Source organism: Pedobacter miscanthi, assembly GCF_032678605.1.
In the GTDB taxonomy this organism is placed as follows: Bacteria; Bacteroidota; Bacteroidia; order Sphingobacteriales; family Sphingobacteriaceae; genus Pedobacter; species Pedobacter miscanthi_A.
The window spans coordinates 40,028-65,825 of record NZ_JAVTSU010000014.1; the positions used below are offsets into that span (position 1 = coordinate 40,028).

The window sequence follows — 25,798 nt, forward strand, 5'->3', positions numbered from 1 at the left end:
TAAACCGATGTTTCAGGGGTAAGTTTAATAACTGTCGAGAGTTTTGAGCCTTAATTTTGCCATTGGGAATGAAGAATGGGCTTTTCAGAGGTGTGGAGAAATCTATATATTAGTACCAAACAAGAGACATTGCTTCGGCTCGCACATATTCAGCCTAGCAATAACGGAATACCTACACGACTTGCTATTAACTCTTTAGCAATCAGATTAAAAATTCAGGTTAGTATAATGGAACTCCAAAAATGCTGATCTAAAAAAGCACGTAAATGAAAAAACCCCCATAAGCACCGATAAATCGGGTACCAATAGGGAGGCGTAATTAAAAAATGTTTTAAAATTTATCCCAAAATAATTTGGTGGTTACCACATCGCCACCAATTGCTGCAGCAGCTGTATAATTGGCACCATTTAGTTGTTGTTCATTAGTTGGATAGTTTAGCCTAACAGGAAAACCTGATTTTGCACCAACAGGAGGTGTAATTTTCGGATAATCAAATCTTCTCAGCGCTGTCCAGCTATTAAAGGTCTATTATAGTGTATTATTTTCCTCACCTGACCCAAAGCCGCAACCACCACTTCATACAGCGCTATGGCATCGGGTGTTAAAACCACATTAACGGTATTAGCTGTAATGGTTTTAGTTTGCTTTGCATAGCCGATGTACGAGAATTCTAACGCGGTTGCTGCAGAAGAAGCTTTGATGGAAAATTTACCTTCAGCATCTGTAAAGATACCTCCCGGGGCACCAATAGTTTTCACGCTTACTCCGGGTATAGCTTGTTTGTCATCCCCAGATGTAACTGTACCAGTAATTGTTCGCTCCTGGGCCATAACACTGTATGCAAACAGCACAAGAATGAACAAACTTTGTATAAGTTTTTTCATTTTATATAAATTAGTTAAAAGATTAATTAAATGCGTTGCGCACTTCTGAGGATGTGATCTTTATGGAGTATGATCTCCAAAGTTTATTTTAATTCAAGGGTGAATCGTTACGAACGATACATTATTTTCTTACGTTCAAAAATTTATTGAAAATTTTTACCGCTTAAGAAATTCAATTAAAAAAGAAAACGGCCTTACAATTTAGTTTGCAAGGCCGTTTATTTTCTGGAGATTGAGTTTAGTAACTACAGAATAAGATATTGCCATAAAGTGTTTTTCCACCTTCCCAGAAATTCCTGAACAGAGGATCGTTGGCCAGGTAAACCACCTGTCCGCGGCCAAAATCCTGCACACCAATCAGCAATCCGGTTTTAAGTTCCTCACGAGCTTTTTTACCCACTACACCAGCCATTAAACTTTTATCGTTGATTAAACCCACATTCCAGCCTTTAGTAAAAGGTTCATAAATCTTGCGGTCTGTTTTTAAGCTGTAATAAAATTTACCTAAACCATAGGAGAATGGGTGGGTGGCATCGAGGTTAATTTTATAAATTGCACCAGGAATGGTGGTTTCAAAATCATCTCTGTCTTTATCTTTAAAAAGCAATTTATTTACCTCGGGTTTTTCGTCTTTTTTTACAACAGCTTCTTTCTTTTTAATATCGAATCCTTTTTTCTCGAACACGCTTTCAATGGCATCTTCCATCAAAATCAATTTACCGCCTTTATTTAGCCAGGAGGTTAAACCATCTCCAATAAAGGGACTATAACTTCCATCGGGCAGGATAAGTGTATTGATCTTGTTGATGTCTAAATTGTTAATATCTTTAGCGTTGATGATACTAGGCGAAAGGTTTAAATCATGCTCCAGGTAAAACCAGGCCTCGCCGAAAGCTAAAGATGAAACTTCCATTCCTGATACAACAGCAATTTTCGGCTGTTTTAGTAAAGGATAAACGTTAGAACCAAAATCTTTTCCTTTTTCTACAAAACCACTGCTCACCGCCTGAATTGGTTTATCGAGCATTTTGGCAATAAAGGCAACTTTATCTTTTACACCTTTAATCGACCGTTCATTTTCAGCACGCAAAACAATTAATGTTCCGGCAGGGTAATCTTTACCACCAACCGAAAAAGGCTGGTCGGACTGCCTTACTTTTATATTTTCTTTTTGCAAGGCAATTAAAACATGGGCATCTTCTGTTGTTCCCCAGCTAAATAACCAGGCCAAAGGTTTATCCACCTCATTACCCGTCAATTTAGGCTCATCTAATGAAGTAAATTTTCCTTTTATACTTTCTTTACTGGCATAACTTTTTAATCCATATACATACGGCAAAGCCCAGGCCGTAATATCATAGGTATTAGAATCGGTTACAAAGGTTTGCGGCTCTAACAAAACATTAGCTAAAACCGCCCTAGATTGTTGAACATTCACAATTAAATCGTTACGGCCAATGGTAAAGTTTTCTTCTTTTTGGGTATCATAATCGTAAGCCCTGCCGGTTTTATCGCCACCATAAGCAAATTCGATTTTATTTTTGGTTAAGAGTTCTGCCAGTTTTTTTAAACGCGACAGATTGGTTGGTTTGATGATATAACTTTTGTAAATGCCCGGGGTATTGGCCAGTTCCTGCTGGAAATATTTTTTATACTCTTCTAAAAGTTTATTATGACTAATTGAAGTTACCTCTAATGTCGACATACCTGTGGTAAAGTGGTGTGCAATACGGTCTTTTAGGGTTAAGGTATCGCCATCGTTGGTTACCACAGAAAGCCCTGCTCTGATTCCGCCCTGCTCATAAGTCATACCGATTGAGCCGTTATATAAAGGATAGGTATCTCCATAAGAAGGATAAAGCAGATCGAAACGCTCTTTAGTAAAATATTGCCAGCCTTCGGCATCAAAATATTTAGCATTGTTTTTACCTACCACCACCTGAAAACTTTTTTGCCATGGCGTAATGTCCTGATGCACGGGTTCAGCGGCAGGTGCAAAATAATAGGGTTCGTTATAACCCTGCTCATGGAAATCAACATGTACTTGTGGCATCCATTGGTTATAAAGGGCCAGCCTTTGCACGCTTTCTATTTGTGTTTGCCAGGCCCAATCGCGGTTTAAATCAAAATAGTAATGATTTGGTCTGCCACCTGGCCAGGGCTCGATATGCTCTCTTGAAGATGGATCGGAATTGGGCGTTTTACCCACCACACTATTAAAATAATTTACATAACGGTCTCTTCCATCAGGATTTAAACAAGGATCTATAACTACAACGGTATTTTTTAGCCATTCAGTAGCGGGTTTATTGGTGCCCGATGCTAAGGTATAAAGCATTTTCATCGAAGTTTCAGTAGAATTTGCCTCATTGCCATGCACATTATAACTCAGCCAAAGTATGGTTGGCTGTTTGGTTAAATCTACACTGGTATTTGTTCCTGTTGTTAAAGCCAGGTTATTATTTCTAATCTGTTCAAGCTTGCTTATATTTTCTTCAGAAGAAATCACGGCCACCATCAGCGGCCTGCCTTCGTTCGTTTTTCCATATTCTATCAGTTTTATATTTTTAGGGGCAGCCGCAGCTGTTTGCCTAAAATACTCGGCTACTTTATGGTGCGGAGTAAAGTGCGAGCCAAGGGCATAGCCTAAAAAATCATCAGGAGATTTTAATTGGGCCTGTACGAAAAAAATAGAACCAAGGGAGATTAGGCAGAACGTTAACAGTCTCTTCATGTTAAAATAATTTTACCTAATGTACTAATTTTGTTTTTTGTTGTTGCTAAAGCTTAATTTTACATCACATTTTTTACGATCAGCATGATTACAACCGAAAAATTATACAATTACTACTTAGGAAATCCTGTTATTTCTACCGATACAAGAAATATTATACCGGGTTGTATCTTTTTTGCCCTTAAAGGAGATCTTTTTAATGCCAACGAATTTGCTGTTCAGGCGATCGAAAAAGGAGCCGCTTATGCTGTAATCGACGAAGAAAAATATGCCTTGCATGATAATTGTTTATTGGTAAGGGATGTATTAAACACTTTACAGGATCTGGCCCGTCATCATCGCAAACAATTAAATATCCCGGTTATTGGTTTAACAGGCAGTAATGGAAAAACCACCAGCAAAGAATTAGTAAATGCTGTTTTGGCGGAACGTTATAAAACTTTTGCCACTTCTGGCAACCTGAATAACCACATTGGTGTGCCACTTTCGATCCTGTCCATTGCCGCAGATGTTCAGATTGCAGTAATTGAAATGGGCGCCAACCACCAAAAGGAAATAGAATTGCTGTGCACCATTGCACAACCTACACATGGCATTATTACCAATGTAGGTATGGCACATTTAGATGGTTTTGGGGGCTTTGAAGGCGTAAAAAAGGGTAAAGCAGAGTTGTTTGCTTATTTAAAAGCAACAAATGGTTATACTTTTATTAACCGAGACAATGCAAATTTGCTGGAAATGAGTGCAGTTGCGGGATTAAATAAACTGATTTATTACGGCACCGAAAACGGTAACACCATTAAAGGGGCTTTAAAAAGTAGCGATCCGTTTATTGAGGTAGAGTGGACCAATCACGATGTCTCCTCATCGGTAAAAACAAATTTAACCGGCAGCTATAATTTCGAGAACATTCTTGCGGCCATTTGTATAGGTGATTTTTTTGATATGGCTCCCGAAGAAATTAATACTGGCTTATCAAACTATCAACCCAAAAATAACCGCTCGCAATTAACCAAAACAGAAAACAATACCGTAATCTGCGATTTTTACAATGCCAATCCAAGCAGTATGACGGCCGCACTGAAGAATATTTCAGTATTATCAGCGGATAAAAAAACGGCTATTTTAGGCGATATGTTCGAGTTGGGTCCTGAATCGCTTGGCCAGCACGAATTAATTGCAAAACAGGCAGCAAAAAGCGGATTAGATCAAATCATTTTTATTGGAAAAGACTTTTACCAATACAAAAACGATATAAAGGGTATATTTTTCGAAACGCCAACCGAAGCGGCAACATATCTGGATAAAAACCCGGTTAAAAACCACCTGGTATTATTGAAAGGATCGAGAGGGATGAAACTGGAAAGTTTGTTGCAATATTTATAGTTTAAATTTCTTAGGCCAAATACATTTAACTTTATAAAGGGTAACCTTAATTAACCACAGATAAAAAGAATGCACACAGATAAAATACGTGTTTATCTGTGTGCATCTGTGGTTAAAGCATTAGAATTGAAGGCATTCCCTTAAAATGTACAGGCAATTTTACCATAAACATACCTGCCATTAAAACCAAACTGGCTTACAGCTCTTGGGTACAGAAACCTGCCATTAGAAGTATTATCTAAACCTCCTGAATAATTGCTCGCGGCATTACCACTGAGGTTATTTTGGTTATCACGCGGATCGATGTATAATTTATCGGGATACACATCAAAAATATTATTGGCGCCAACCGTAACCGACCATGTTTTACTTGCTGCATAACTTACCGAGAAATCAGTTACCCATTTCGGGGCAAAAGTTTGATCCAGCTGGGTGGGCAAACCATTAGCAGCAATATTCGGATCGATGGCATTTAAATAGGTAACCTCTCCAAAACGTACTGTTCTGGCCACGAACGACAATTTATTTAGGTTATAAGTTGCAGTAATGTTCAACTTATTTTTAGGCACAGAACTTTCGAAACGCGAACGTTCTAACCGATCGAATAATTTTGCTTTTAAGGTTGGGTCACTTTCAATTTTATCAGAACCCTGAATACTTCTCACTACCGTTTTATTTACGTTACCGGCAACACTTAAAATTAAGCTGCTTTTTGCACCTAAATTAAATCTGTTTGTTAAAACTACATCAATCCCGGCTGTATTTGTAGTAATGGCATTGGTAAAAAACTGTACACTATTAATCTGTGCGGTAGGATCTACCGTATTTAAAATCTGGTTCACCACGCCTGTTGGCACTAAAACATTACCAGAACGTTCGCGGGCATATTGGCTGGAGAAAACAATCCGATCACTGATATCGATATTATATGCATCAATGGTGAAAGTAAAGGTTTTAGCAATTTTACCCGCCAAACCTAAACTACCAGATTTAGAGATTTCTGGTTTTAAAGCGCCAACCCCAAACTGTGCAACAATTGGGTTTGCATTATTTACGGTTAAAACCTGGGTTGCGTTTGTGCCCACAAATTGTGTACTCTCATTATTAAAATATTGCTGATGTAAAGATGGCGCCCTAAACCCTGTGGCATAAGCCCCACGGATAGAAACATCGCCAAAAAGTTTCACCTTGCCCGTAAATTTGTAAGAAAAGTTCGAACCAAAATCGCTGTAATTCTCGTATCGACCTGCAGCTTCTAAGGTTACCCTTGGTCCAAATTCGGCTTCGAAATCTGCATAAGCACCTACGTTGTGTCTCGATTTATCCAACGCATTGCTCGGTTTAAAGCCCGGAAAAACCTGTGCGCCTGAAGCGGTAGGAGACGTTCCTATCAGTCGGCCACCGTTAGAATAAGACAATAATTCACCTTCTTTGATTTGATAATTATCTATCCTGAACTCAGCTCCAAACGCGGTATTTAATGAAGTTAAAAACCCACCATCAAAAAGGTGTTTTTTGCTTAAATCAAGATTGCTGGTATTTTGCCTAAACAACAATTCGCCGGCATAAAATGAAGTTGGGCTTGTTCCTGTGGGCAAAGAGGCATTTACTGTATTATTGATATTAAATGCTATTGTATTTTCTCCACTGGTATTGCTGATGTCCAAATCCCAATCATGCAAGAGTTTTGCCCTCATGCCAACCGAGAATGAATAATCATTGATCTTGGTATCAATAAAAGGCAAAAAGCCGTTAGGGTAAATGGATAAATCTATCTGGCTAGTTTGCGTTGGCAAACGATAAAAACCTGCTGCGCTACCTGTTTTATGAGTAAAGCCTGCGGCATAATATAATTGGGTAGTTTTACCAAAATTAAACTGCCCGTTTAAAAAACCGCCACCATTTTTAGCGTCAGAGTTACCCACACGCATGTTGTTCCTATCCAAACCATTTGCCGCAGCCCTTGCGTCATCTGCAGCTTTTAAACTGGCAAAACGAGCCTGAAAAGCGGCTTCTGTTTCAGCCGGACCTTTAGTTGGGTTTGCCGAATACATTAACGGACGGGTATCCAAGCCACCGCGGTTGGTATAACCACGTTGCAGGTATTGCGCAGCAAAATTGATAAAACCTTTATCATTTTTAAATGCCCATCCTTTACTAAAATCAACCTGAAAAGTTCTGCCGTCGCTAAAATCGCGGCCAAGGGCATTGGAAGATGATTGCCCAAAAGAGGTGGAAAAACTATAAGGTGTTACCTTTTTTAACACAATATTGATCACTCCTGCAATGGCATCCGAACCATATTGTGCCGCAGCACCATCACGCAATACTTCAATTCGCTCAATTGCGGAAACCGGAATGGAGTTTAAATCTGTTCCAACAGAACCACGCCCAAACGTACCGTTAATGTTTACTAATGCTGTGGTGTGCCTGCGTTTTCCATTTACCAGTACCAAAACCTGATCGGGTCCCAGGCCCCTTAAAGATGCCGGATCGATATGATCGGTTCCGTCAGAAACCGTTTGCCGGTTAGAACTAAAAGATGGTGCCACAAAATTTAAAATCTGTGTTAAATCGGTTTGGGCAAACACCTTGACGTCTTTTGTAGAAATCAAATCGACGGGGACGACACTTTCAATATTCGTTCTCGGTGTGGATCTTGATCCTATTACCACCACATCACTTAACAGTTCTTTTGCATCCTGCAGCGCAAAATCCATCGTTTTAATAGTGTTATCAATCTGAACAGCTACTTCGGCTATTTGATAACCAGTAAACGAAATCCGGATTTTGTAGGCTCCTGCGGCCGGGAATTTTAAAGCGTAAAGTCCATTTCCATCAGATGATGTACCAATTTTAGCACCAACCACCTGAACAGTAGCCCCCGGGATAGCCATGCCCGTTGAATCAGTGACCTTACCTTTTAAGCCCTGGGCAAATAGCTGGGTTGAAATTAAAAGAAGAAGAATAGGGAGGGAGTTTTTGAGTAATATTCTTATCATAGTTCATAGGTTTATAAACAATAATAACAAAATTATTACACATCTCCATACAATAACTATCTGATACAGAATAAAATACTAAATAAGCTGCTTTTTCTGTAGATAATTAAAGACAAACAAAGGAAAAATTGCGAAAATTAAATTTCAGACAAGAAAACAACTAATTATTGGGCTAAGCCAACCAAAACACCCACATCACTTACTTCCAGAAGCGGATTATCGCGCATATTCTGTTCAATTTCGATCTCAAACTTGCCATTTCGGGGAAAATGATAGTTGGTGAGCATGGGTAAAGTGTAACTAAATACATTGCCGGAGCCACTTCCCAACCATTCTCCATCATTTTTAGCCAATTTATACTGATAACGTCTGGTTACCATCTTTTTGCCATCTTTAAAATGGGCAAGAATAAAAATATTGGCATATTTATAATCGGCAGTATGCCTTAACTTAAAATAGATATTATAAGCCTTACTATTATCTTTAATTTCAAACGGTGTTGTAATATGGTTACGGTAAGTCCACCTGCGATTGGCAATTTCAACGTTACTGTCAATTACGCTTGAGGTACAACCAACAAAAAGCAAGGTCATTAATAAAAAGCCGAGTAAAAATACTGGCTTTCTATTCAGCAGCAGGTTTATTTTCTGAGCCATTATTATTGTTTCGGCGGTTATTGTTTTTCCTACGGTTATTTCTGTTCTTGTTTTTGCTCTGTTCCGGTTTTGCGCCTTCTGCCTCAACACTTCCTTCAACTTTAGCTACAACAGGTTTTGGGGCTTGCGGTTGTTGTTTAGGTTTATTATTCTGAGGTTTTGGTCCGGTAACATGTTGTGGTTTTGGCACTACCTGTTGCGGTTTCTGAACTGCATTTTGTTGCGGTTTTGGCCCTTGGGGTTGTGTTTTTAATCCCTGTTGAGGTTTCTGACTACCTTGCTGGGGTTTATGATTTGGCCCTGCGTTTTTCTCTCCTACAGGTACTCTTTCTCTTCTATTTTGGTTATTGCTGCGGTTGCCTTTCTGGTTCTTGTTCTGGTTGCCTTTACCACGCGAGCGTTCATCCAAACGGGTTAAACTATCCTGACCAACCACATTTTCATAATCGAAAGATTTTTCTACTATAACAGGAGCAGCAATCTGTACAGCCTCTTCTTTAAGGTTTGGCGCTTTTTTGCCAGCCTTATTCATCGCCATGATCTCTTTAACACGGGCAGCTTTAACCGGAATCCAGTTTTCGTCACCCTGGTAACTGAACCACATAATTTTTTTGAAAATATCGGTTTTCTGGTGACGGGCATAACCGGCTTCAGTATCCAGGTTTTCAATCCGATCCGGAATATCTTTTAAAGCATCCAGATAGGTATCCAGCTCGTAGTTTAAGCAGCATTTTAATTTGCCACACTGGCCTGCGAGCTTTAAGGTATTTAATGATAAATTTTGATAACGTGCCGCTGCTGTAGAAACCGTTTTAAAATTGGTTAACCAGGTAGAACAGCATAATTCGCGACCGCAAGAGCCAATTCCGCCCAAACGACCAGCTTCCTGGCGCATCCCGATCTGGCGCATTTCGATCCGGATACGGAAACTCTCGGCCATTTTTTTAATCAGCTCGCGGAAATCCACACGACCATCAGCGGTATAAAAGAAAGTGGCTTTGGTTTTATCTGCCTGGTAATCCACATCGCTGATTTTCATCTGCAAACGGAGATCAAGTGCCAGTTTACGGGCTTTATGCATGGTTTCCCATTCCATCCCTTTGGCTGCATTCCATTTTTCTACATCAGCTTCTGTAGCCTTACGATAGATTTTTTTGGTTACCTGATCAAGCGCGGTTTTCCGGCGTTTCATCTGGATCCGAACCAGTTCACCCGTAAGCGAAACATGTCCTACATCAAAACCACCAGTTGGTCCTTCAACGGCAACAAGCTCTCCAATTTCGAGGTAAATGTTGTCGTTATTGAGGAAAAACTCCTTGCGTGAGCCTTTAAATTTAATTTCTGTAACCTGAAAAGGTTTATAATTAGAAGGCATATCCAAATTAGACAGCCAATCATGAACTTCCATCGTTTGGCAACCACCGGTGCCACATGAGCCATTACTTTTGCATCCGTTAGGGGTGCAACCACCACCTGTAGAACAACTTCCACATCCCATATTAATTGTATATATATTGAGTCCCCGCAGGGAGCGTTTTAAACTTGATAATTTTTACCAATTGTAAAGATACATCTAAAAACAGAATTTTCGGGTTTGCGTTTCTTTCAATGTGGTAATGTGCCCTCTCCAGCTCGCCAATTATGGCCTCTGCCATAGGTAGGGTAAGTACGTGTGTGCTGAGTTTTTTAGCCGTTTCGAAGGTAAGGGGCGGCAATTTCACCAATTCTTCGGCGCCACTTATAATCAAACAGCATTCGCGTAAATAATTTACACCATACTTTAAAAAATTCTTCTGGTTTTCTCTTCCCCACTTCGCCGCCTCATCGGTAAACTCGATCAGATCAGGAACTTTGTTGCCAAAACCCATCCTTAACCAGGCGGTAAAGGTGCCCGAACTGTCGCTCTGGGTATCGGCAGCCAAAGCTTTTGCTTCAATTAAATTTCCATCAGCCAAAAAGGAATAATCAATGGCCTGGTTTTCGTTTAACTCACTGCTATTTAATAAAAATCCGGTCACTTCGTCTGATGACAATTTCGGAATTTTAACAATCTGCGTTCTTGATAAAATAGTCGTTAAAATCTGGTCCTGACTTTGCGCAATTAAAATAAACAGGGTATTTGCAGGTGGTTCTTCTATTAATTTTAATAAAGCGTTCCCGGCTTTATCCAAATATTCAGGCAGCCACATAATTAAAACCTTAGTTTCGGCCTCGAAGGCTTTATAACTTAGTTTTTTAATGATGTCGTGGCACTCTGCAATGTTAATATTGGCTTGTTTATTGGCTGCATCGAGTTTTGATCGCCAGATATCTATATCAAAATAAGGATCGTGCATTAACATTCCACGCCATTCTTCCAACACATCTACAGCAGTTTTTACACTCGCAGAAGCAAAAAAAGGATAAGAAAAATGCAGATCGGGATGGATCAACCGTTCGTATTTTCTGCAGCTCGAACATGCGCCACAGCTATCATTTTCGCCTTTATTAAGGCAATTAATGTATTGTGCATAGGCAATGGCCAGCGGCACCGCACCCGAGCCAGCAGGCGACAAAAAAAGCTGCGCATGGCTAATGCGGTTTTCTTTAACCGTTTGCACCAATTGTTGCTTCACTCTTTCCTGTCCTATGATTTCTTTAAACTGCATTTGGTGCAAAATAAGAAATAGATATGATATTCACACATTCGTGACCATGATCTTACGTTTTGGGTACAAAAACTTGTGAGGTTTAGATGTATCGTTATTTTTTTAAAATGAAAGGTTCCGTTTTAATGGCGGTTGCAGCCCTGCTATCTCTCCAAGTCCTCACTCATGCTTCGCTCCGGGCTTTCCGCTCTATCAGGTTTATTTAACAAAGCGGGTGGTTTTTAGGAAAGAAAAAATTAAAATAGTCTGCCCAGCAGCCCCACCCAAGCTGTAGCAGCCTATATTAACTAAACCTGATGGAAGCGGTCCCGATTTTTCATCGGGATAAAGCGTACAGCAAGACTATCCTTACCCAGGCACTACAGGTTTTGCTTTCCAAAAAATGCAAAAAAACCGATTATTAAGTTTTCGGCGCATATATTATAAGTAAACCTTGCAGGTTTATACCGATTATTTCAAAAAGCTTACCTTTGGGCTTTTATTTTTTTAAACGGTGATAAACGCTTTACGCCAAACACCCAGCGCTTAACTTATGGCACGGATCCTTGCATTTGATTACGGAACAAAACGCATCGGTATGGCGGTAACCGATCCTTTGCAAATTATTGCAACAGGCCTGGATACGGTGCATCCGAAAGATGTGATCGAATACGTTAAAAAATATATGCTTACCGAGCAGATAGAGGCTTTTGTACTGGGCGATCCTAAACAAATGGATGGTTCTCCATCTGATTCGGCACAACATGTAAAAGGTTTTGCCACGCTGTTAAAAAAATCCTTTCCGGATATCCCCAGGCACTGGGTTGATGAACGTTTTACCTCTAAAATGGCGCACCAGGCCATTATGCAAAGTGGCCTAAAAAAAATGGACAGAAGGGATAAAGACCGGGTGGATACCATCGCGGCAACCATCATTTTACAATATTTTATGGAAAGTAACCGTTTATAACCAACAAATGAGCCTGATAAACGACGATTTACAAGATTTATTAATTGCCTACTGCGAACCTGAAAGCGAATTGCTGCAACAGATAGACCGCGAAACCAACCTTAAAGTTTTAATGCCAAGGATGCTTTCTGGTCATTACCAGGGCAGGGTTTTAAGCATGCTCAGCAAAATGGTTTCTCCCAAAAGGATTTTAGAAATTGGCACTTTTACCGGTTATGCTACTTTATGCCTGGCAGAGGGTTTAACCAAAGACGGTCAGCTTTTTACCTTAGATATTAATGAAGAACTTGAGGATATGGTGCGGAATAACTTCGCCAAATCAGTATATAACGATCAGATCAATTACATCCTGGGTGATGCAACCACAACAATAGCGGGTTTAGACGAAGTGTTCGACATCGTTTTTATTGATGCAGACAAGAAAAACAACGGTACTTACTACGATCTGATTTTCGACCGTGTACGCCCGGGCGGGATCATCATTGTGGATAATGTACTATGGAGTGGAAAAGTACTCCAGGAGAAACAAGACAAAGACACCAGAAATATCACTAGTTTTAATGATAAAATAGCTGCAGATGAACGGGTTGAGAAATTAATTTTACCTGTTAGGGATGGCTTGTTTGTGATTAGGAAAATATAAAAATCGTCTTTGCGGGGAACGAAGCAATCTTAAAGCACCGGGTTGACCAGCGATCGTTGTAGGATTGCTTCGTTCCCCGCAATGACGAAAATATAAAAACCATGACAATGAAGATTTTTACTTTTTGCCTGTTCCTACTATCGGGAATTATTGCCAAAGCACAAGATACCGACGATTATATAGCAGAGCATGTAGAATACGCACAAGGCCTGATGCGGGATCATAAAATTCCGGCAAGTGTTATTTTAGCTGTTGCGATACACGAATCGGCAGCAGGAAACAGCAAAATTGCACAGCACCTTAATAACCACTTTGGTGTAAAAGGTCCTAATAATAATGCAGAAATCCGCTCTTCTTACCGCGATTATTTAAATGCGGATGAATCTTACAGCCATTTTGTAGAGATTATGGAAACGCGTGAGCCTTTCAACAATCTTTTCGCAAAATATGATCAATACGATTATAAGGGCTGGGCTTATGGCATCCGCCGTTGCGGCTATGCACGCAGCAGAAGCTGGGCGAGCCAGGTAATAGGCCTGATCAAAAAATATGAGCTATACCAGTACGACGAGAGGCCCGAAGGATATGAAGAACCAGTTTATGCTGTACCTGTACGCCATCGCAGCAGAAGCAGAAAAACGACGAAAACTTATACCGTAAAATCTGGCGATAACTTAAGTATCATTGCAAAGAAAAAAGGTACAACAGTTAAAAAACTAATGCAGAAAAACGGCATTAAAAAAGCAAATTTAAAACCCGGACAGAAGATTAAGTTTTGAGTTGGGAGTCATCAGTCTAAAGTCTTGAGTTCAAAGTCGAATTTCACAATTAACCCATTTCAGTTTACAATTTTCAGTTCACAGTTAACCGATTTAAACAATTAACCATATAGCTACCAATGCGTTCATTCAACCATTTTATTTTATTAGCGGCAATCCTTGTTTTTTTAAGCTCTTGCGGTTCACGGAAATTTTCTAAAAACAACAAGCAGATCGAAAAGGCCGCCAATAAAGCCAATAACAATTCGTACAAAAGTTATAATACCTTAAGTTATATCGACGAATTTAAAGGTGTAGCAATAGAGGAAATGAACTCAGCCGGTATCCCCGCGAGTATTACTTTGGCACAGGGGATTCTAGAATCGGGTAGCGGGAACAGCGATTTAGCTAAATATGCCAACAACCACTTCGGTATTAAATGTACATCTGAATGGAAAGGAAAAAACTATTTCCGTGATGATGACCAGAAAAACGATTGTTTCAGGGTGTATAAGGATGCCCGTGAATCGTTTAGGGACCATTCTGAATTTTTAAAACGTAAACGTTACAGTTTCCTGTTCCAATTAGATAAAAACGACTATAAAAGCTGGGCGCAGGGACTAAAAACAGCAGGTTATGCGACCAATCCAAAATACCCTGATTTATTGATCAATACTATTGAGAAATACCAGCTTTACCAGTATGATCAATCGGAAAGCGAAAAACAGAAAATTGCCCGAGAAGACAGGGTTTTTTCAGAAATCAACCAGAATATCCCGCAGGAAAAAGCTAAATTTACCCCGGTTGAAACCCCTCCTCCGGGTGCAAAGCCAATTCTTGCAGATGGCACCTATACCGTTATAAAGGGCGATACGTTGTACAATATCTCTAAACGTTTTAATTTAACCGTAGATGAATTAAAAATGCTGAACGGAATAACTACAGATGGAATTAAATTGGGCCAGGTACTTAAGGTTAAATAATGTTAAGGACAAACATTGCCTGCCAGATATTTGTAGTTTTGTAAACTAATGAAACTTTTTTTCACCCTTATTCTCTTTATAGGCTTCTCTACGCTGCTTTTTGCACAAACAAAACCTGTGCAGGGGATTGTTATTGACAAAGAAACGAAACAGCGCCTGGCCAAGGTATATATTTACAACATCCGCACCGGCGATGGTTTATACAACAATACAAAAGGAGAATTTAGCACTTTCGCTAATCCAGGCGATACTTTAGTGGCCGCACTATCGGGCTATGGGGTAGATACCATGGTGTTTAAAGGGCAAACGGCGATGTATTTTCAGCTTAAAACCCTGGGGATCAGGCTGCGTGATGTAGTCATCCAGCAAAAGCGGTTAACACCGCAGCAGCTTTACGAAAAAAACGTGCAGGAATACCGCTATCAAACCATGAAAGGCAGCAGTAAAGATTTGTTAAACCTGGGCAATGGGGGAGTAGGATTGGGTATCGATGCCATTTATAACCTCTTGAGCAGGCAGGGAAGAAATGCCCGCCACCTGCAAAAAATCCTGGAGAAAGATTACCGCGAAGATTTGATTGATTACCGGTTTAACGCCAACCTGGTACGGCAGGTTTTGGGCATACAGGGTGATGAGCTGACTGATTTTATGCAGCAGTATCGACCAACTTATCAATTTGTACTCGATGCGACAGATTATTCTTTTAATCAGTTTATCAGAAATGCCTATAAAAGCTACCGGTTAAATCCGAAAGCGCTTCAATTGCCTCCATTACCCAAAATAACCATCGATAAGCTGTGAGGACGCCAATTATCATCGTTAAAAAACTTCCGGCCGCTGGCATGGCTATATTTCCTTTTATCCTGTTAAAATCAGAAAGGCTTAAAAACGATCAGGAAATTATAAACCACGAGAAAATTCATTTACGCCAGCAGTTAGAATTGCTTGTTTTTCCTTTCTATCTCCTGTATTTTCTAAACTACCTGATTAACCTTTTTAAATATCAAAACCACCACCTGGCTTACCGGAACATCATTTTCGAGCAGGAAGCCTATGATCATGAAAACGATCTGAATTATTTAAAAAACGGCAATTGGTATGGCTGGATCAAATCGATCTGACAGGCCTGTTTTTGTTTCAAATTCAATTGTCAATCTGACAATCATTTCGTTAAATGCTTTTTATCTCTAAAATTTTTCTTTTTCTTTGTAATAATGAAGAACTGTTTAGCTGCCATCATCCTGATTCTAAGTTTCTGCTCTACTCAATTACATGCACAGGAAATTGATACCATTCCCATCAATACAAAAGACCTGAATATAAAATTGAAACGCAGTCCGTTGCCAAGCAGACAGGGCCCGTTAAATTTTGAGCCGGTAAAAATTAAACCTCTGGTGGTTAACGCAAAAATTAATTACTGGAAAACCAAAACCAGTATCGGTATTAATGTAAACCAGGCACAGTTTAGCAATAACTGGAAAGGTGGTGGTACCAACTCTGTAGCCGTTGGCGGTTTGGTAAACTGGAAAGCAGAATATAACAAAAACAGTTATAGCTATGTAAGTGAGTTGGTTTTGCAATACGGTAAGATCAAAAATAAAGATCAGCTGCAAAAGAAAACCAACGACCGTATTTTTTGGGATAACAAGGCTTCTTTTCAATTATCTAAAAGCTGGTTCTTTTTTGGGTCGGTAAGTTTCGAATCCCAGTTTGATAAAGGTTTCAGGTATTACAGAGATGGAAACGGCGACGAGCAGGCGGTTTTAATTTCGAAATTTATGGCTCCGGGTTACTTAACAGAATCGATCGGTTTTGAGTATAAACCTGTTAAATATTTCTCTACCCGTATTGGTACAGGTACTGCCCGCCAAACTTTTGTACTCGATACCGCGGTATACGATAGTAAAAACGAAGTTTACGCGGTAGAAAAAGGCAAAAAATTTAAAAACGAACTGGCTTTCCAGATTGTAAGTGCTTTTGATAAAGACATTTTCACCAATACAAACTTAAAAGCCAGGTACGCCATGTTTATCCCGTACAAGGATTTTAAGGCAAGTAAAATCGATCACAGGTTAGATATTGCTTTAACGGCAAAAATCAACCGGTTTATGAATACCAGTTTAACTGGGGTGCTTTTATTTGATGATGATACCGGTACAAATAAAATCCAGGCCAACCAAACGCTGGCACTGGGTTTTGGGTTCACCTTCCCGAGGTAGCGTAATTATCCGCCACCAATTTTTCCAATTTCCCAATAAGGCATGGTAATAATCTGTTTAAAGCTTACGCCTCTATGTTTGAGGTATTTTTTAAACTCCTGTACCGATTTGGCCCTGCCTGTTAAATAAAATGTGGCATTTTGCCACATTTCCCAGCATATGGGGTGCATGTTTTCCATCCAGTTAATGGCATTTTTTGCAGGGGCATTAACATCGGCTGGTACAGTATCAATTAATAACGTAAGCTGATCGACAGAACTGAGGTTTTCTTCCTGAAGCTCCAAAATGCCAAAGTATTCCACATTCTCATCAATTACTTTTTTTCCAAGTGATTCGTAAAGGCCTAAACTGGTTTCGTCGCCAAAAAAGAAATGCTGATTCGCTTCTTCATTGTATTTTACTTTTGCACGATCTACAATAAGCCTCAAAAGATCTCCTTTTTGGATATTTACGGCTAAACTATGGCCAGGCCCCTGTCTGTTCAGGTAAAAAATCACCTCACAGGTTTCGTGTGCTTCGTCGAAAGCTGATAAAGTATAATGCCTGTATTCGTTGGCATTAACCCTCAAAAGCACTTCATTTCCGGGTATAAATCTGGCATCAAAAAAATCGCCTTTAAAGGTAACAGACTTTAAGTTGCTGCTTAACATTTTGATTTCTACAACTTCTACTTGATATATTTTATTGCTGATCACTTTTTCCATTGTGTTGGCCAGCCATGAAGGTATTTTAGGCATCGTATTCTTTTGTTTAGTAACTTTGAGCAAAAGTAGTTGTCTAAAAAACGGATCTTTTTATACCAAAAGGATTAAAGTTTATATCAAAAGGATTTTATGGCCTTAAACATTTACGATGGTGACGATAAATATTATGTGGTAGGAAATAAGTTTGATATTTCTAACTATAACCAGGCGCTGGTAACCGAAAGGAGGGATAAATATAGCTTTCCTTTTGGTGATGCGGAGATTGTGCAGATAGCTTTTTCGGGTATTTACATTGTTTACGGCGATATGGTGGTAAAAAAAAGCCGCCTTCGCATTAAATCTTTTGATGAACCTGATTTGGTAGAACTGCATTTTGCACTTACCGGTGGCGGGATTATGGAAAATTACCTCACCAACAAACGTTTGGATATTAAAGCAAACCAACATAATATCATTTACAGTCCTGATTTTGACGGGATGGCAGAATTTACAGGAGGAGGTGCCCATAAATTTTTTGAAGTCAATTTCGAACGGTCACGTTTTATTGATTTAACCAGCGAAAGCAGTGTTCTGTTAAAGAATTTTGCCGAAAATATCATGAATAACCGTTCAGTAGAAATTTCATCAGAAAATCTGCCTATTACGTTAGCCATGCATAGTTGCATCAACGATATCATGAACTGCCATTTTACAGGCGGATTAAAATTATTGTTCCTTCAATCTAAATGTTTAGAGCTTCTGGCCCTGCAGGCACAAGCTTTTGAAGAAGCCGCAAAAAAAACAGAGCGCCCGGCGCTTAAATCGGCTTACGATAAAGAACGGATTTATTACGCAAGGGAATATTTGTTGGCCAATGCCAACCATCCGCCATGTTTAACCGAACTGGCCAAAATTGCAGGAATAAACGAGTTTAAACTTAAACACGGCTTTAAAGAAGTGTTTAAAAATACCGTTTTTGGCTATTTAAGCGATTATAAACTGATGAAAGCCAAAGAACTCCTGGCCGACAACAGCAAAGACATCAAAAATATTTCTGACGAATTGGGTTATTCTTCGGTACAACACTTTAGCAATGCCTTTAGCAAGAAGTTTGGAATAAGCCCGGGGAAAGCACGTTAGTTTAGTCCCAAGTCTTTAGTCTTCGAACGCTTCCAACAAGCTAAGGTTTAAGCCTTTTTTCTTTTTTTCTTCAGATCAAGATAATCTACATAATATAAAACCTTTACCGAAAGGCTGTTATTCTGCGGCGCATTTAAAATCCCGCTCAGGTTTTTGTTGTACCGCTGTGTATAATAAGTCTCGTAAGTTTCTGCCGCGTCTTTATAAGAAACTGAAAGTGTACTGCCCGGAGCAAACTGCCAGGTATAAATTAAATCGATATTGAACACGTTATAATTTCTATCCAATCCATTTAGCGGCGTTCCGGTATAATCAGTTAAATTGCCATCTGGTTTAAGCAGAAAATATTCTTTATTCCTTCTATCGCTCCAATAATGTCTCAATACCACCGTAAAACCCATTAAATTGGTAAAAGTATATTTCGCATCGAAGGAGTTTTCTACCGTTCGGCGGTCGTATTTGGAGAAAATGGCTTTATCGCCCTGGGCCGTAACCCAGTTTACATAATTGTAGTTCGGGTTAAAATTAAGGTCTAAACCAAAGGCGATTTTATCATTTATCCGCAGGTTCTGAAAAAAGTAAAAATTATATTCTTTCCCTTTAAAAAGCTCCTGTTCTCTGTAGCGGATGTTTCCACCAAAATTATACGCTTTTGCACGGTTAGGGTTAATGTATAAAACGAAGCTGTAGCTTTCGGGTGCTTTATATACCTGCCCGTTTCTCGATTCGTAGAAATCGTTTTTTGCTCCGGTATAAATACCATTTACTTCTGCCGACCAAAGGTTTTTGAATTGAACGTAAGGTCCACCTTCTACAGAAAAAGTTTGAAAGCTGCCAGGCGTAGCTCTCCGCGAGTATAAAATATTAAAGTAGCTTAGTAACTGATTGTACCAGCCGCTAGGCTTATAAACGTTATAATGGAAATCCGCCACCTGATCTAAAAAATTGTTATTGGTAAAAAAGCCCAAATCAGAGGGATCGAATTTATCATCGGCGTATTGCTGCGAATAACTCCAGAGGAAATTACCGCTCTGTTTACCAAACTTAAACCCGTAACTATATCCGGTACCGGGTTCTTTACCCCGTAAATAACTCATTTTGCCTGCACCATTAACAAAATATTTGTTGCCTTTATTATTCAGGTTAAACAGTAAAGCTGTTACGTTTGCATCGTAAGCCGAACCTTGCCTTAAAACATTGGTATTGATAAATGTTGCCGAGCTGTTGTTTTTTAACGACTGATCGAAAACCAGGATATTATAATTGGTAAGTGGCTGGGTTTCTACCATACGGACATTGCCCTGCGCATCTTCCACCTCGGTTTCCATACTATTGGTTATCGCATTAAAAATTCCGATACCAAGGCCTTTTGCCGTCCGGCCTGAAATTTTTGTAGCATTTAAAACCTTGGCTTCTGTTTGGTCTTTTACAATTTTATCGCTGCCCAGCCCACTGTAATCGTAATAGGATGGGATAGAGCCAATACGTTTCGAATAAAACAGATCGCCTTTGTTAAAAAGCTCCGTTCCTTCGGTAAAAAACTGCCGGTTTTCGTTAAATTTTACTTCAAAAGGAGTGAGGTTTAGGATCCGGTTATCGGATTGAACCTGACCGAAATCGGGCACCAATGTCATATCCAGCGTAAAACTGTTGTTGATTCCGTATTTTACATCCATTCCCCCATTAAAACGCGATGTTGTATTTTTTACGCCTGGCAAATTAGCCGGATAATGATTTACATACGCCGAAATATAGGGCGAAAAAGATAACCTTAAAGGTGGTTTAATGTCTTTTATCCCCATCCAAAGACCTTCCTGGTTGATAAAACCATTTACTTTCGGATCAACAAAGTTCCAAAAGGTTTGAAGGTTTTTCCGTTGGATCCTCCGGCTAAAATTCAGTCCCCAATTCTGAATATCCTTACCCGAAAAACGAAGGGCCGAATAAGGAATTTTCATCTCGCAAGTCCAGCCCTTATCATCTATTTTAACCGCGCTTTCCCACACGGCATTCCAGTTCGAATCTTCATCGCCCACCTGCGAGTATTTGGCATCAAACTGCACACCAGCAGCGGTAACAAAAAATCCGTTTCCATTCATTTTATCATAGAAGGGATCTACAATAATGGAAATAAAATCCGCGTTACCAATATTATCCCTTGAAACCAGTTCGTGCGAAACACTATCAGGATGATCGTACATGCGGGCATAAACATAAATCGCAACGTCATCATAAATTACCTTCATTTCGGTACGTTTATCCTGAGTTTCAATTTTTCCAGGGTTAGGCTTATTTTCAATAAAATCAGTAGCAATAGGCACATTGTTCCAACAGTTGTCATCTAAAACACCATCAATTTTAGGAATCTGAATGGTTCTTTTAGCATCTAAATGCTTCTGTTTAGAAACATCCTGCGCCTTACAGAAAGTACAAATAAATATTAAAATAGGGAGGATACAGCTTTTCATTCGTTTAGGTTAGTTGGATATAAGACTGTTTACAAAACAAAATGTTGCACCAAAAGAAAAAAACACCAAATTTAACCCATTCATTAATCCTCTTTTGTTTAGGGAGCAAACCGCAGTGCCTAAACCCGACAGAAACGGAAATACTTTTTGTTGCATGGCTTCCAAACTTAGCACAACAGTAGCACAAAAAGATTTTAGTGTATGCGGGGCTGCAGGCCGCCAAATGCCTTAGAACGCCCGTTTTCAAAAAAAGATTTTTGACTTTGAGGTGCAGCGATTTACAAGCAAAATTTGATACATTTGCTTTTTATTAAAAACACCTAGCTTTTTGCCACGCGGCATAAGGCTTTAGCTTAAAAAAAGATGTTTGATAATTTACAGGACAAGCTAGACAGAGCATTTAAAGTATTAAAAGGACAAGGCAGCATTACGGAAATAAACGTGGCAGAAACCATGAAAGAGATCCGCAAAGCATTATTGGATGCCGATGTTAACTATAAAACAGCAAAAGCATTTACCGATGATGTGAGGCAGAAAGCGTTAGGACAAAACGTACTAACAGCCGTTTCTCCAGGCCAATTGCTTACCAAAATAATGAACGATGAACTTGCGGCCTTAATGGGTGGTGAAGTTACAGAGTTAGATACCAAAGCAAATCCTACCATTATATTAATTGCAGGTTTAAACGGTGCGGGTAAAACTACCTTCGCTGGTAAACTGGCATTACACTTAAAAGGTAAAGGCAAAAAACCTTTATTGGTTGCGGGTGATATGTACCGCCCGGCGGCTGTAGATCAGTTAGAGGTTTTAGGAACTTCTGTTGGTGTATCGGTTTATGCCAACCGCGATTCGAAAGATCCAGTTGCTATTGCTTTAGAAGGTATTGCACATGGTAAACAAAACGGAAATAATGTAATCATTATTGATACCGCCGGTCGTTTAGCTATTGATGAATCGTTAATGAACGAGATTTCAGAGGTGAAGGCCAAAACCCAGCCGCACGAAATTTTGTTTGTAGTAGATTCGATGACCGGTCAGGATGCGGTGAATACAGCCAAAGTATTTAACGATCGTTTAGATTTTACCGGTGTTGTTTTAACCAAATTAGATGGTGATACCCGCGGTGGTGCAGCCCTATCGATTAAATCGGTGGTTAACAAACCCATTAAATTTATCGGTACCGGCGAGAAAATGGAAGCATTGGATGTTTTCTATCCAGATCGTATGGCATCGCGTATTTTGGGTATGGGTGATGTGGTTTCACTTGTTGAGCGTGCACAAATGCAGTTCGACGAGAAAGAGGCAGCAGAATTACAAAAGAAAATCCGCAAGAATAAATTCGACTTCAACGATTTCTACAACCAGATCCAGCAGATCAAAAAAATGGGTAACATGAAAGATTTGATGGGTATGATACCGGGTGTAGGTAAAATGATGAAGAATGTAGATATTCAGGATGATGCCTTTAAATCAATCGAAGCAATTATCAATTCAATGACTCCATTTGAGAAAGAAAACCCAGATAGCATTCAACAAAGCCGCCGTTTGCGTATTGCAAAAGGATCGGGCAGCAAGGTAGAAGAAGTAACTAAGCTGATTAAACAGTTTGAAGATATGCGTAAAATGATGAAACAGTTTTCTAACCCGGCAGCCGCAGCAGCAATGATGAAAGGTATGCCTAAAATGCCATTTGGAAGATAAAAAAGGTTTAAGGTAGAAGGTTTAGGGCGTAAGGCTGGTAAACCGAAAATATAATCCCGATCAGCAATGATTGGGATTTTTTGTTTACGATGAATCGTCATTGCGAGGAGGCTTTTTCGGCCGACGAAGCAATCTTTTAGTAGATTTCACAATAGAGATTGCCTCATCCAATGAAAAATTGGCTCGCAATGACGATCCTTCGAAATGTGAAATAATCAAAAATTTACTATATTAGCTTAAATCACTATTCATCCCCGAATAATTTACATCCTGCTTTTATTTAATAAAAAATTTAATGCTTGTAAAAACATACGGGAGCGCTGTTTATGGCGTAAATGCACTCACGATAACCATCGAAGTGAATATCAGTGCAGGCACCAAATATTATATGGTGGGTTTGCCAGATAATGCAGTAAAAGAAAGCCTGCAACGCGTGGCCAGCGCCATTAATATTTCTGGCTTGCGCATGCCAAAGCAAAAAATCGTGGTCAATCTTGCTCCTGCAGATATCAAAAAAGAAGGCTCATCGTACGATTTGCCCATTGCCATCGGTATTTTAGCAGCTTCAGGGCAAATCCCCAATGAGGAACTGGAAAACTACTTTATTATGGGCGAACTTTCCTTAGACGGAAGCATTCAGTTTATTTATATTTATTACCTTAATAAGCATTATGTTTATTGATCTACAATTCTCCCTTTATGAAAAAATCAATTTTTGCGTTTTTCTATTTATTAATGATCACTTTAAGCAGCAACGGTCAAACTCTGCCTGATTTCACCCAACCAAAAAACTACAAATTGGTGCTCGAAACCAAGGGTGATTTAGATAAAGATGGGATAGACGAAGTGGTATATGCTTTTGATACCGATAAACCCGACGGAAAAAACGGGCTAAAAAGAATCCTCTACATCTGCAAACAGCTTGACGGCAAAATTAAATTATGGAAAAGCAACAACAGCATTTTATGGAGCAATAAAGATTGCGGTTTTTGCTTGGATGCAGGTGTAAATCTCTCAATCAAGATTAACAATAATACGTTACTTACCGAACAAACCTTTAACCACAATAGCAGGCATTATAGTACCTGGAAAAACATTTACCGTTATCAAAATAACGATTGGTTTCTGATCGGTTCTACTATGAACGACTATGATACCTGTGATTTTGATTATGAATACGACATAAATTTCTCTACCAAACAAGTGAACGTTGCCTATACTTATGGCAGTTGTGATGAAGGCAAAAAAATACCAAAAGATCATTTTTACAATTTTAAGTATCCATTTAAAACTATACCCAAAATGGAAGGTTTTACACCTGGTAAAGCTGAATTAAAAATTCCTGCAAACGGCAAATACTTCTATTATTAATCTCCGATTCAATCATCCATGAAAAACATTACACTCATCCTGTTTTCGCTGATATCAATTCATCTATATGCCCAAAGCGATCACCCTCAAATCCCTAAAACAGGTGCAAATACAAGTGCTTTTATCCCAAAAGGATGGAAAACAATTTATCAGGCCAAAGGCGATTTAAATAAAGATAATTTTCCTGATGAAGCGATCATTATCCAGAATACAAACCCGAAAAATATCATCAAAAACGACGGTATGGGCGGAGATAAACTGAATGTTAATCCACGTATGCTTTTGGTTCTTTTTAAAACAGCAAGCCAATACCAGTTACAGGTTCAGAATAGTAGATTTATACCCACCGAAAACGATACAGCAACCACTTGTCTGGCCGATCCGCTACAAGAAACAGGTGCCATTATGATCAAGAACGGCGCGCTCATTTTAAGTTATCAGTACTGGCTAAGCTGTGGCTCTTATGATGTGAGCAATCTTGATTATACATTCAGGTTCCAGAATCAAAAAATGGAACTGATTGGCTTTGACATCGAAAGTTACAGCCGCTCTTCGGGTGAAGAAACCATTACCAGCATTAATTTTTCTACACGCAAAAAAAGTGAAACATCCGGGGGAAACATGTTTAGCGACAAAACCAATAAACCAAAAACGGTTTGGAAGAAAATTAATTGGGGGCGACTACTTACACTTGATGAAATGACGGAAGAGCTTGCCCAAAAACTTTCAGAAATGTAACATAAATTCATGCTTATAACCAATTGTAAAATACCAAACATGAACAGGATATTTTTTCTATGTTTTCTATTTATCTCCAGCCATTCATTTGCCCAAAAAATATTTCATCAGCCTAATGCAAAAGGATCCTGGCAATACATTTATCCGTTTCAGGATAAAAACTATGTGCTGGCCATACAACATGATGTAGACGAGAAAGAGCCAGTGGGAGAGGATATAAATGCCAATATTTATTTCGGTAAAATTGGTTTAAAAACCGATCAGGTATTTTGGAAAGAAAAAATTTATGCAAAGCTGATCAATGAAAATATCGCTTACGAAGACTACAATGGTGATGGGATTAAAGATGTGCTGATCTTTTCAGAAACTGGCGCAAGAGGTGGCAATGCATTTTATTATTTGTTTCTGATAGATCCTAAAAACAAAAAGATCCATAAGGTTAAAAATTTCGAAACCATTGTAAATCCTGAGTACAACCATAAACACCATGTAGTTGTATCCTATGGTTTATCAGGTACAAATAATTATAGCATTTATAAAATTTCCAAGGAGTATAATGCCTATGAGATTGGAAAAAGTTTTGAAGATACATTTGAAAGCGATCCTACCGAATTAGATAAAAGAATTAGAAAAGTTTTAAAAAAATCTGTCCATTAACAACGATTATTCTAAAAAAGAATACGCTTCTTCGCTACCTCTTGTTGCTATCTTAAAAAAATTTAACTGTAAAAATTTAAAAGCACAATAACTAACTAATTTTCAATAAATTAAATTTCAAATCAATCACCTAAATCACCTTCATTTCAGCAGTATGCAATCTGCTTTGGCATAGTC

General features: G+C 39.0%; 22 protein-coding genes and 1 pseudogene. 14 read left to right on the top strand and 9 right to left on the bottom strand.

What is annotated here, in order from left to right; all coding sequences use genetic code 11:
• Positions 1-331: 331 nt before the first annotated feature.
• The 3 genes from R2R28_RS29215 to R2R28_RS20055 all read right to left on the bottom strand — a co-directional run bounded on the left by R2R28_RS29215 (position 332) and on the right by R2R28_RS20055 (position 3,619).
• Positions 332-505, bottom strand: coding sequence for a hypothetical protein (locus R2R28_RS29215; protein ID WP_410479189.1), 174 nt, complete (start codon positions 503-505; stop codon positions 332-334).
• Positions 502-885: a carboxypeptidase-like regulatory domain-containing protein gene (locus R2R28_RS20050; protein ID WP_316827444.1), complete on the bottom strand. Its 384-nt coding sequence runs from the start codon at positions 883-885 to the stop codon at positions 502-504. The genes R2R28_RS29215 and R2R28_RS20050 overlap by 4 nt, the downstream gene beginning before the upstream one ends.
• Before the next feature lie 238 nt (positions 886-1,123).
• Positions 1,124-3,619 carry a M14 family metallopeptidase gene (locus R2R28_RS20055; RefSeq protein ID WP_316827445.1) on the bottom strand — a complete coding sequence of 832 codons (2,496 nt, stop codon included), beginning with the start codon at positions 3,617-3,619 and terminating at the stop codon, positions 1,124-1,126.
• An 84-nt stretch (positions 3,620-3,703) separates the two neighbouring features.
• Here R2R28_RS20055 and R2R28_RS20060 point away from each other — a divergent pair, with 84 nt between their 5' ends.
• Positions 3,704-5,005 carry a UDP-N-acetylmuramoyl-tripeptide--D-alanyl-D-alanine ligase gene (locus R2R28_RS20060; RefSeq protein ID WP_316827446.1) on the top strand — a complete coding sequence of 434 codons (1,302 nt, stop codon included), beginning with the start codon at positions 3,704-3,706 and terminating at the stop codon, positions 5,003-5,005.
• A gap of 140 nt (positions 5,006-5,145) precedes the next feature.
• On the opposite strand, the gene R2R28_RS20065 is transcribed toward R2R28_RS20060, so the two are convergent.
• From R2R28_RS20065 to R2R28_RS20080, 4 genes are all read right to left on the bottom strand, one after another.
• Complete coding sequence (locus tag R2R28_RS20065) at positions 5,146-8,007, bottom strand: TonB-dependent receptor (protein ID WP_316827447.1); 2,862 nt, start codon at positions 8,005-8,007, stop codon at positions 5,146-5,148.
• A 164-nt stretch (positions 8,008-8,171) separates the two neighbouring features.
• A complete protein-coding gene (locus R2R28_RS20070) occupies positions 8,172-8,663 on the bottom strand; it encodes a gliding motility lipoprotein GldH (protein ID WP_316827448.1) in 492 nt (163 codons plus the stop codon).
• Positions 8,632-10,161 carry a regulatory iron-sulfur-containing complex subunit RicT gene (gene ricT / locus R2R28_RS20075; RefSeq protein ID WP_316827449.1) on the bottom strand — a complete coding sequence of 510 codons (1,530 nt, stop codon included), beginning with the start codon at positions 10,159-10,161 and terminating at the stop codon, positions 8,632-8,634. The genes R2R28_RS20070 and ricT overlap by 32 nt, the downstream gene beginning before the upstream one ends.
• A gap of 1 nt (position 10,162) precedes the next feature.
• Positions 10,163-11,311 carry a hypothetical protein gene (locus tag R2R28_RS20080; protein ID WP_316827450.1) on the bottom strand — a complete coding sequence of 383 codons (1,149 nt, stop codon included), beginning with the start codon at positions 11,309-11,311 and terminating at the stop codon, positions 10,163-10,165.
• Between the two features lie 532 nt (positions 11,312-11,843).
• Here R2R28_RS20080 and ruvX point away from each other — a divergent pair.
• From ruvX to R2R28_RS20115, 7 genes are all read left to right on the top strand, one after another.
• Positions 11,844-12,260 (top strand): Holliday junction resolvase RuvX, encoded by a 417-nt coding sequence (ruvX, locus tag R2R28_RS20085; protein ID WP_316827451.1) that lies wholly within the window; start codon positions 11,844-11,846, stop codon positions 12,258-12,260.
• A 7-nt stretch (positions 12,261-12,267) separates the two neighbouring features.
• Positions 12,268-12,903: an O-methyltransferase gene (locus R2R28_RS20090; RefSeq protein WP_316827452.1), complete on the top strand. Its 636-nt coding sequence runs from the start codon at positions 12,268-12,270 to the stop codon at positions 12,901-12,903.
• A 107-nt stretch (positions 12,904-13,010) separates the two neighbouring features.
• Entirely contained in the window at positions 13,011-13,682 is a 672-nt protein-coding gene (locus R2R28_RS20095; protein WP_316827453.1) for a glucosaminidase domain-containing protein, read from the top strand.
• Positions 13,683-13,801: 119 nt separating this feature from the next.
• Entirely contained in the window at positions 13,802-14,644 is an 843-nt protein-coding gene (locus tag R2R28_RS20100; protein WP_316827454.1) for a glucosaminidase domain-containing protein, read from the top strand.
• A 48-nt stretch (positions 14,645-14,692) separates the two neighbouring features.
• On the top strand, positions 14,693-15,445 hold the full coding sequence (locus R2R28_RS20105; RefSeq protein WP_316827455.1) for a hypothetical protein: 753 nt from the start codon (positions 14,693-14,695) through the stop codon (positions 15,443-15,445).
• Positions 15,442-15,765, top strand: a complete 324-nt coding sequence (locus R2R28_RS20110) for a hypothetical protein (RefSeq protein ID WP_316827456.1) — start codon at positions 15,442-15,444, stop codon at positions 15,763-15,765. The genes R2R28_RS20105 and R2R28_RS20110 overlap by 4 nt, the downstream gene beginning before the upstream one ends.
• A gap of 93 nt (positions 15,766-15,858) precedes the next feature.
• Positions 15,859-16,863: a DUF3078 domain-containing protein gene (locus R2R28_RS20115; protein ID WP_316827457.1), complete on the top strand. Its 1,005-nt coding sequence runs from the start codon at positions 15,859-15,861 to the stop codon at positions 16,861-16,863.
• Between the two features lie 5 nt (positions 16,864-16,868).
• Here R2R28_RS20115 and R2R28_RS20120 read toward each other — a convergent pair whose 3' ends face one another.
• Positions 16,869-17,600, bottom strand: coding sequence for a hypothetical protein (locus R2R28_RS20120; protein WP_316827458.1), 732 nt, complete (start codon positions 17,598-17,600; stop codon positions 16,869-16,871).
• 96 nt (positions 17,601-17,696) lie between these two features.
• On the opposite strand from R2R28_RS20120, the gene R2R28_RS20125 reads away from it, so the two are divergent.
• Positions 17,697-18,686, top strand: a complete 990-nt coding sequence (locus R2R28_RS20125) for an AraC family transcriptional regulator (RefSeq protein ID WP_316827459.1) — start codon at positions 17,697-17,699, stop codon at positions 18,684-18,686.
• Between the two features lie 47 nt (positions 18,687-18,733).
• Here the strand turns inward: R2R28_RS20125 and R2R28_RS20130 are convergent, their stop codons facing one another.
• Entirely contained in the window at positions 18,734-21,154 is a 2,421-nt protein-coding gene (locus R2R28_RS20130) for a DUF5916 domain-containing protein (RefSeq protein WP_316827460.1), read from the bottom strand.
• Positions 21,155-21,517: 363 nt separating this feature from the next.
• Between R2R28_RS20130 and ffh the strand changes: the two genes are divergently transcribed.
• The 5 genes and pseudogenes from ffh to R2R28_RS20155 all read left to right on the top strand — a co-directional run bounded on the left by ffh (position 21,518) and on the right by R2R28_RS20155 (position 25,621).
• Positions 21,518-22,855 carry a signal recognition particle protein gene (gene ffh / locus R2R28_RS20135; RefSeq protein WP_316827461.1) on the top strand — a complete coding sequence of 446 codons (1,338 nt, stop codon included), beginning with the start codon at positions 21,518-21,520 and terminating at the stop codon, positions 22,853-22,855.
• A gap of 295 nt (positions 22,856-23,150) precedes the next feature.
• Positions 23,151-23,495 (top strand): annotated as a pseudogene (locus R2R28_RS20140) (magnesium chelatase domain-containing protein); the annotation flags it as partial.
• Positions 23,496-23,554: 59 nt separating this feature from the next.
• Positions 23,555-24,226, top strand: a complete 672-nt coding sequence (locus tag R2R28_RS20145) for a hypothetical protein (protein ID WP_316827462.1) — start codon at positions 23,555-23,557, stop codon at positions 24,224-24,226.
• Positions 24,227-24,244: 18 nt separating this feature from the next.
• Positions 24,245-24,964, top strand: a complete 720-nt coding sequence (locus R2R28_RS20150) for a hypothetical protein (RefSeq protein ID WP_316827463.1) — start codon at positions 24,245-24,247, stop codon at positions 24,962-24,964.
• A gap of 39 nt (positions 24,965-25,003) precedes the next feature.
• A complete protein-coding gene (locus R2R28_RS20155; protein ID WP_316827464.1) occupies positions 25,004-25,621 on the top strand; it encodes an XAC2610-related protein in 618 nt (205 codons plus the stop codon).
• The last annotated feature ends 177 nt before the right edge of the window (positions 25,622-25,798 follow it).

Excerpts from the sequence above, each read along its gene's own strand:
- ruvX (WP_316827451.1), top strand. The coding sequence starts at position 11,844 with ATGGCACGGATCCTTGCATTTGATTACGGAACAAAACGCATCGGTATG.
- R2R28_RS20070 (WP_316827448.1), bottom strand. The coding sequence starts at position 8,663 with ATGGCTCAGAAAATAAACCTGCTGCTGAATAGAAAGCCAGTATTTTTA.
- R2R28_RS20095 (WP_316827453.1), top strand. The coding sequence starts at position 13,011 with ATGAAGATTTTTACTTTTTGCCTGTTCCTACTATCGGGAATTATTGCC.
- R2R28_RS20080 (WP_316827450.1), bottom strand. The coding sequence starts at position 11,311 with ATGCAGTTTAAAGAAATCATAGGACAGGAAAGAGTGAAGCAACAATTG.
- R2R28_RS20125 (WP_316827459.1), top strand. The coding sequence starts at position 17,697 with ATGGCCTTAAACATTTACGATGGTGACGATAAATATTATGTGGTAGGA.
- R2R28_RS20155 (WP_316827464.1), top strand. The coding sequence starts at position 25,004 with ATGAACAGGATATTTTTTCTATGTTTTCTATTTATCTCCAGCCATTCA.
- R2R28_RS20150 (WP_316827463.1), top strand. The coding sequence starts at position 24,245 with ATGAAAAACATTACACTCATCCTGTTTTCGCTGATATCAATTCATCTA.
- R2R28_RS20115 (WP_316827457.1), top strand. The coding sequence starts at position 15,859 with ATGAAGAACTGTTTAGCTGCCATCATCCTGATTCTAAGTTTCTGCTCT.
- R2R28_RS20060 (WP_316827446.1), top strand. The coding sequence starts at position 3,704 with ATGATTACAACCGAAAAATTATACAATTACTACTTAGGAAATCCTGTT.
- R2R28_RS20090 (WP_316827452.1), top strand. The coding sequence starts at position 12,268 with ATGAGCCTGATAAACGACGATTTACAAGATTTATTAATTGCCTACTGC.
- R2R28_RS20120 (WP_316827458.1), bottom strand. The coding sequence starts at position 17,600 with ATGCCTAAAATACCTTCATGGCTGGCCAACACAATGGAAAAAGTGATC.
- ffh (WP_316827461.1), top strand. The coding sequence starts at position 21,518 with ATGTTTGATAATTTACAGGACAAGCTAGACAGAGCATTTAAAGTATTA.
- R2R28_RS20055 (WP_316827445.1), bottom strand. The coding sequence starts at position 3,619 with ATGAAGAGACTGTTAACGTTCTGCCTAATCTCCCTTGGTTCTATTTTT.
- R2R28_RS20050 (WP_316827444.1), bottom strand. The coding sequence starts at position 885 with ATGAAAAAACTTATACAAAGTTTGTTCATTCTTGTGCTGTTTGCATAC.
- R2R28_RS20105 (WP_316827455.1), top strand. The coding sequence starts at position 14,693 with ATGAAACTTTTTTTCACCCTTATTCTCTTTATAGGCTTCTCTACGCTG.
- R2R28_RS20130 (WP_316827460.1), bottom strand. The coding sequence starts at position 21,154 with ATGAAAAGCTGTATCCTCCCTATTTTAATATTTATTTGTACTTTCTGT.
- R2R28_RS20065 (WP_316827447.1), bottom strand. The coding sequence starts at position 8,007 with ATGATAAGAATATTACTCAAAAACTCCCTCCCTATTCTTCTTCTTTTA.
- R2R28_RS20100 (WP_316827454.1), top strand. The coding sequence starts at position 13,802 with ATGCGTTCATTCAACCATTTTATTTTATTAGCGGCAATCCTTGTTTTT.
- R2R28_RS20145 (WP_316827462.1), top strand. The coding sequence starts at position 23,555 with ATGAAAAAATCAATTTTTGCGTTTTTCTATTTATTAATGATCACTTTA.
- ricT (WP_316827449.1), bottom strand. The coding sequence starts at position 10,161 with ATGGGATGTGGAAGTTGTTCTACAGGTGGTGGTTGCACCCCTAACGGA.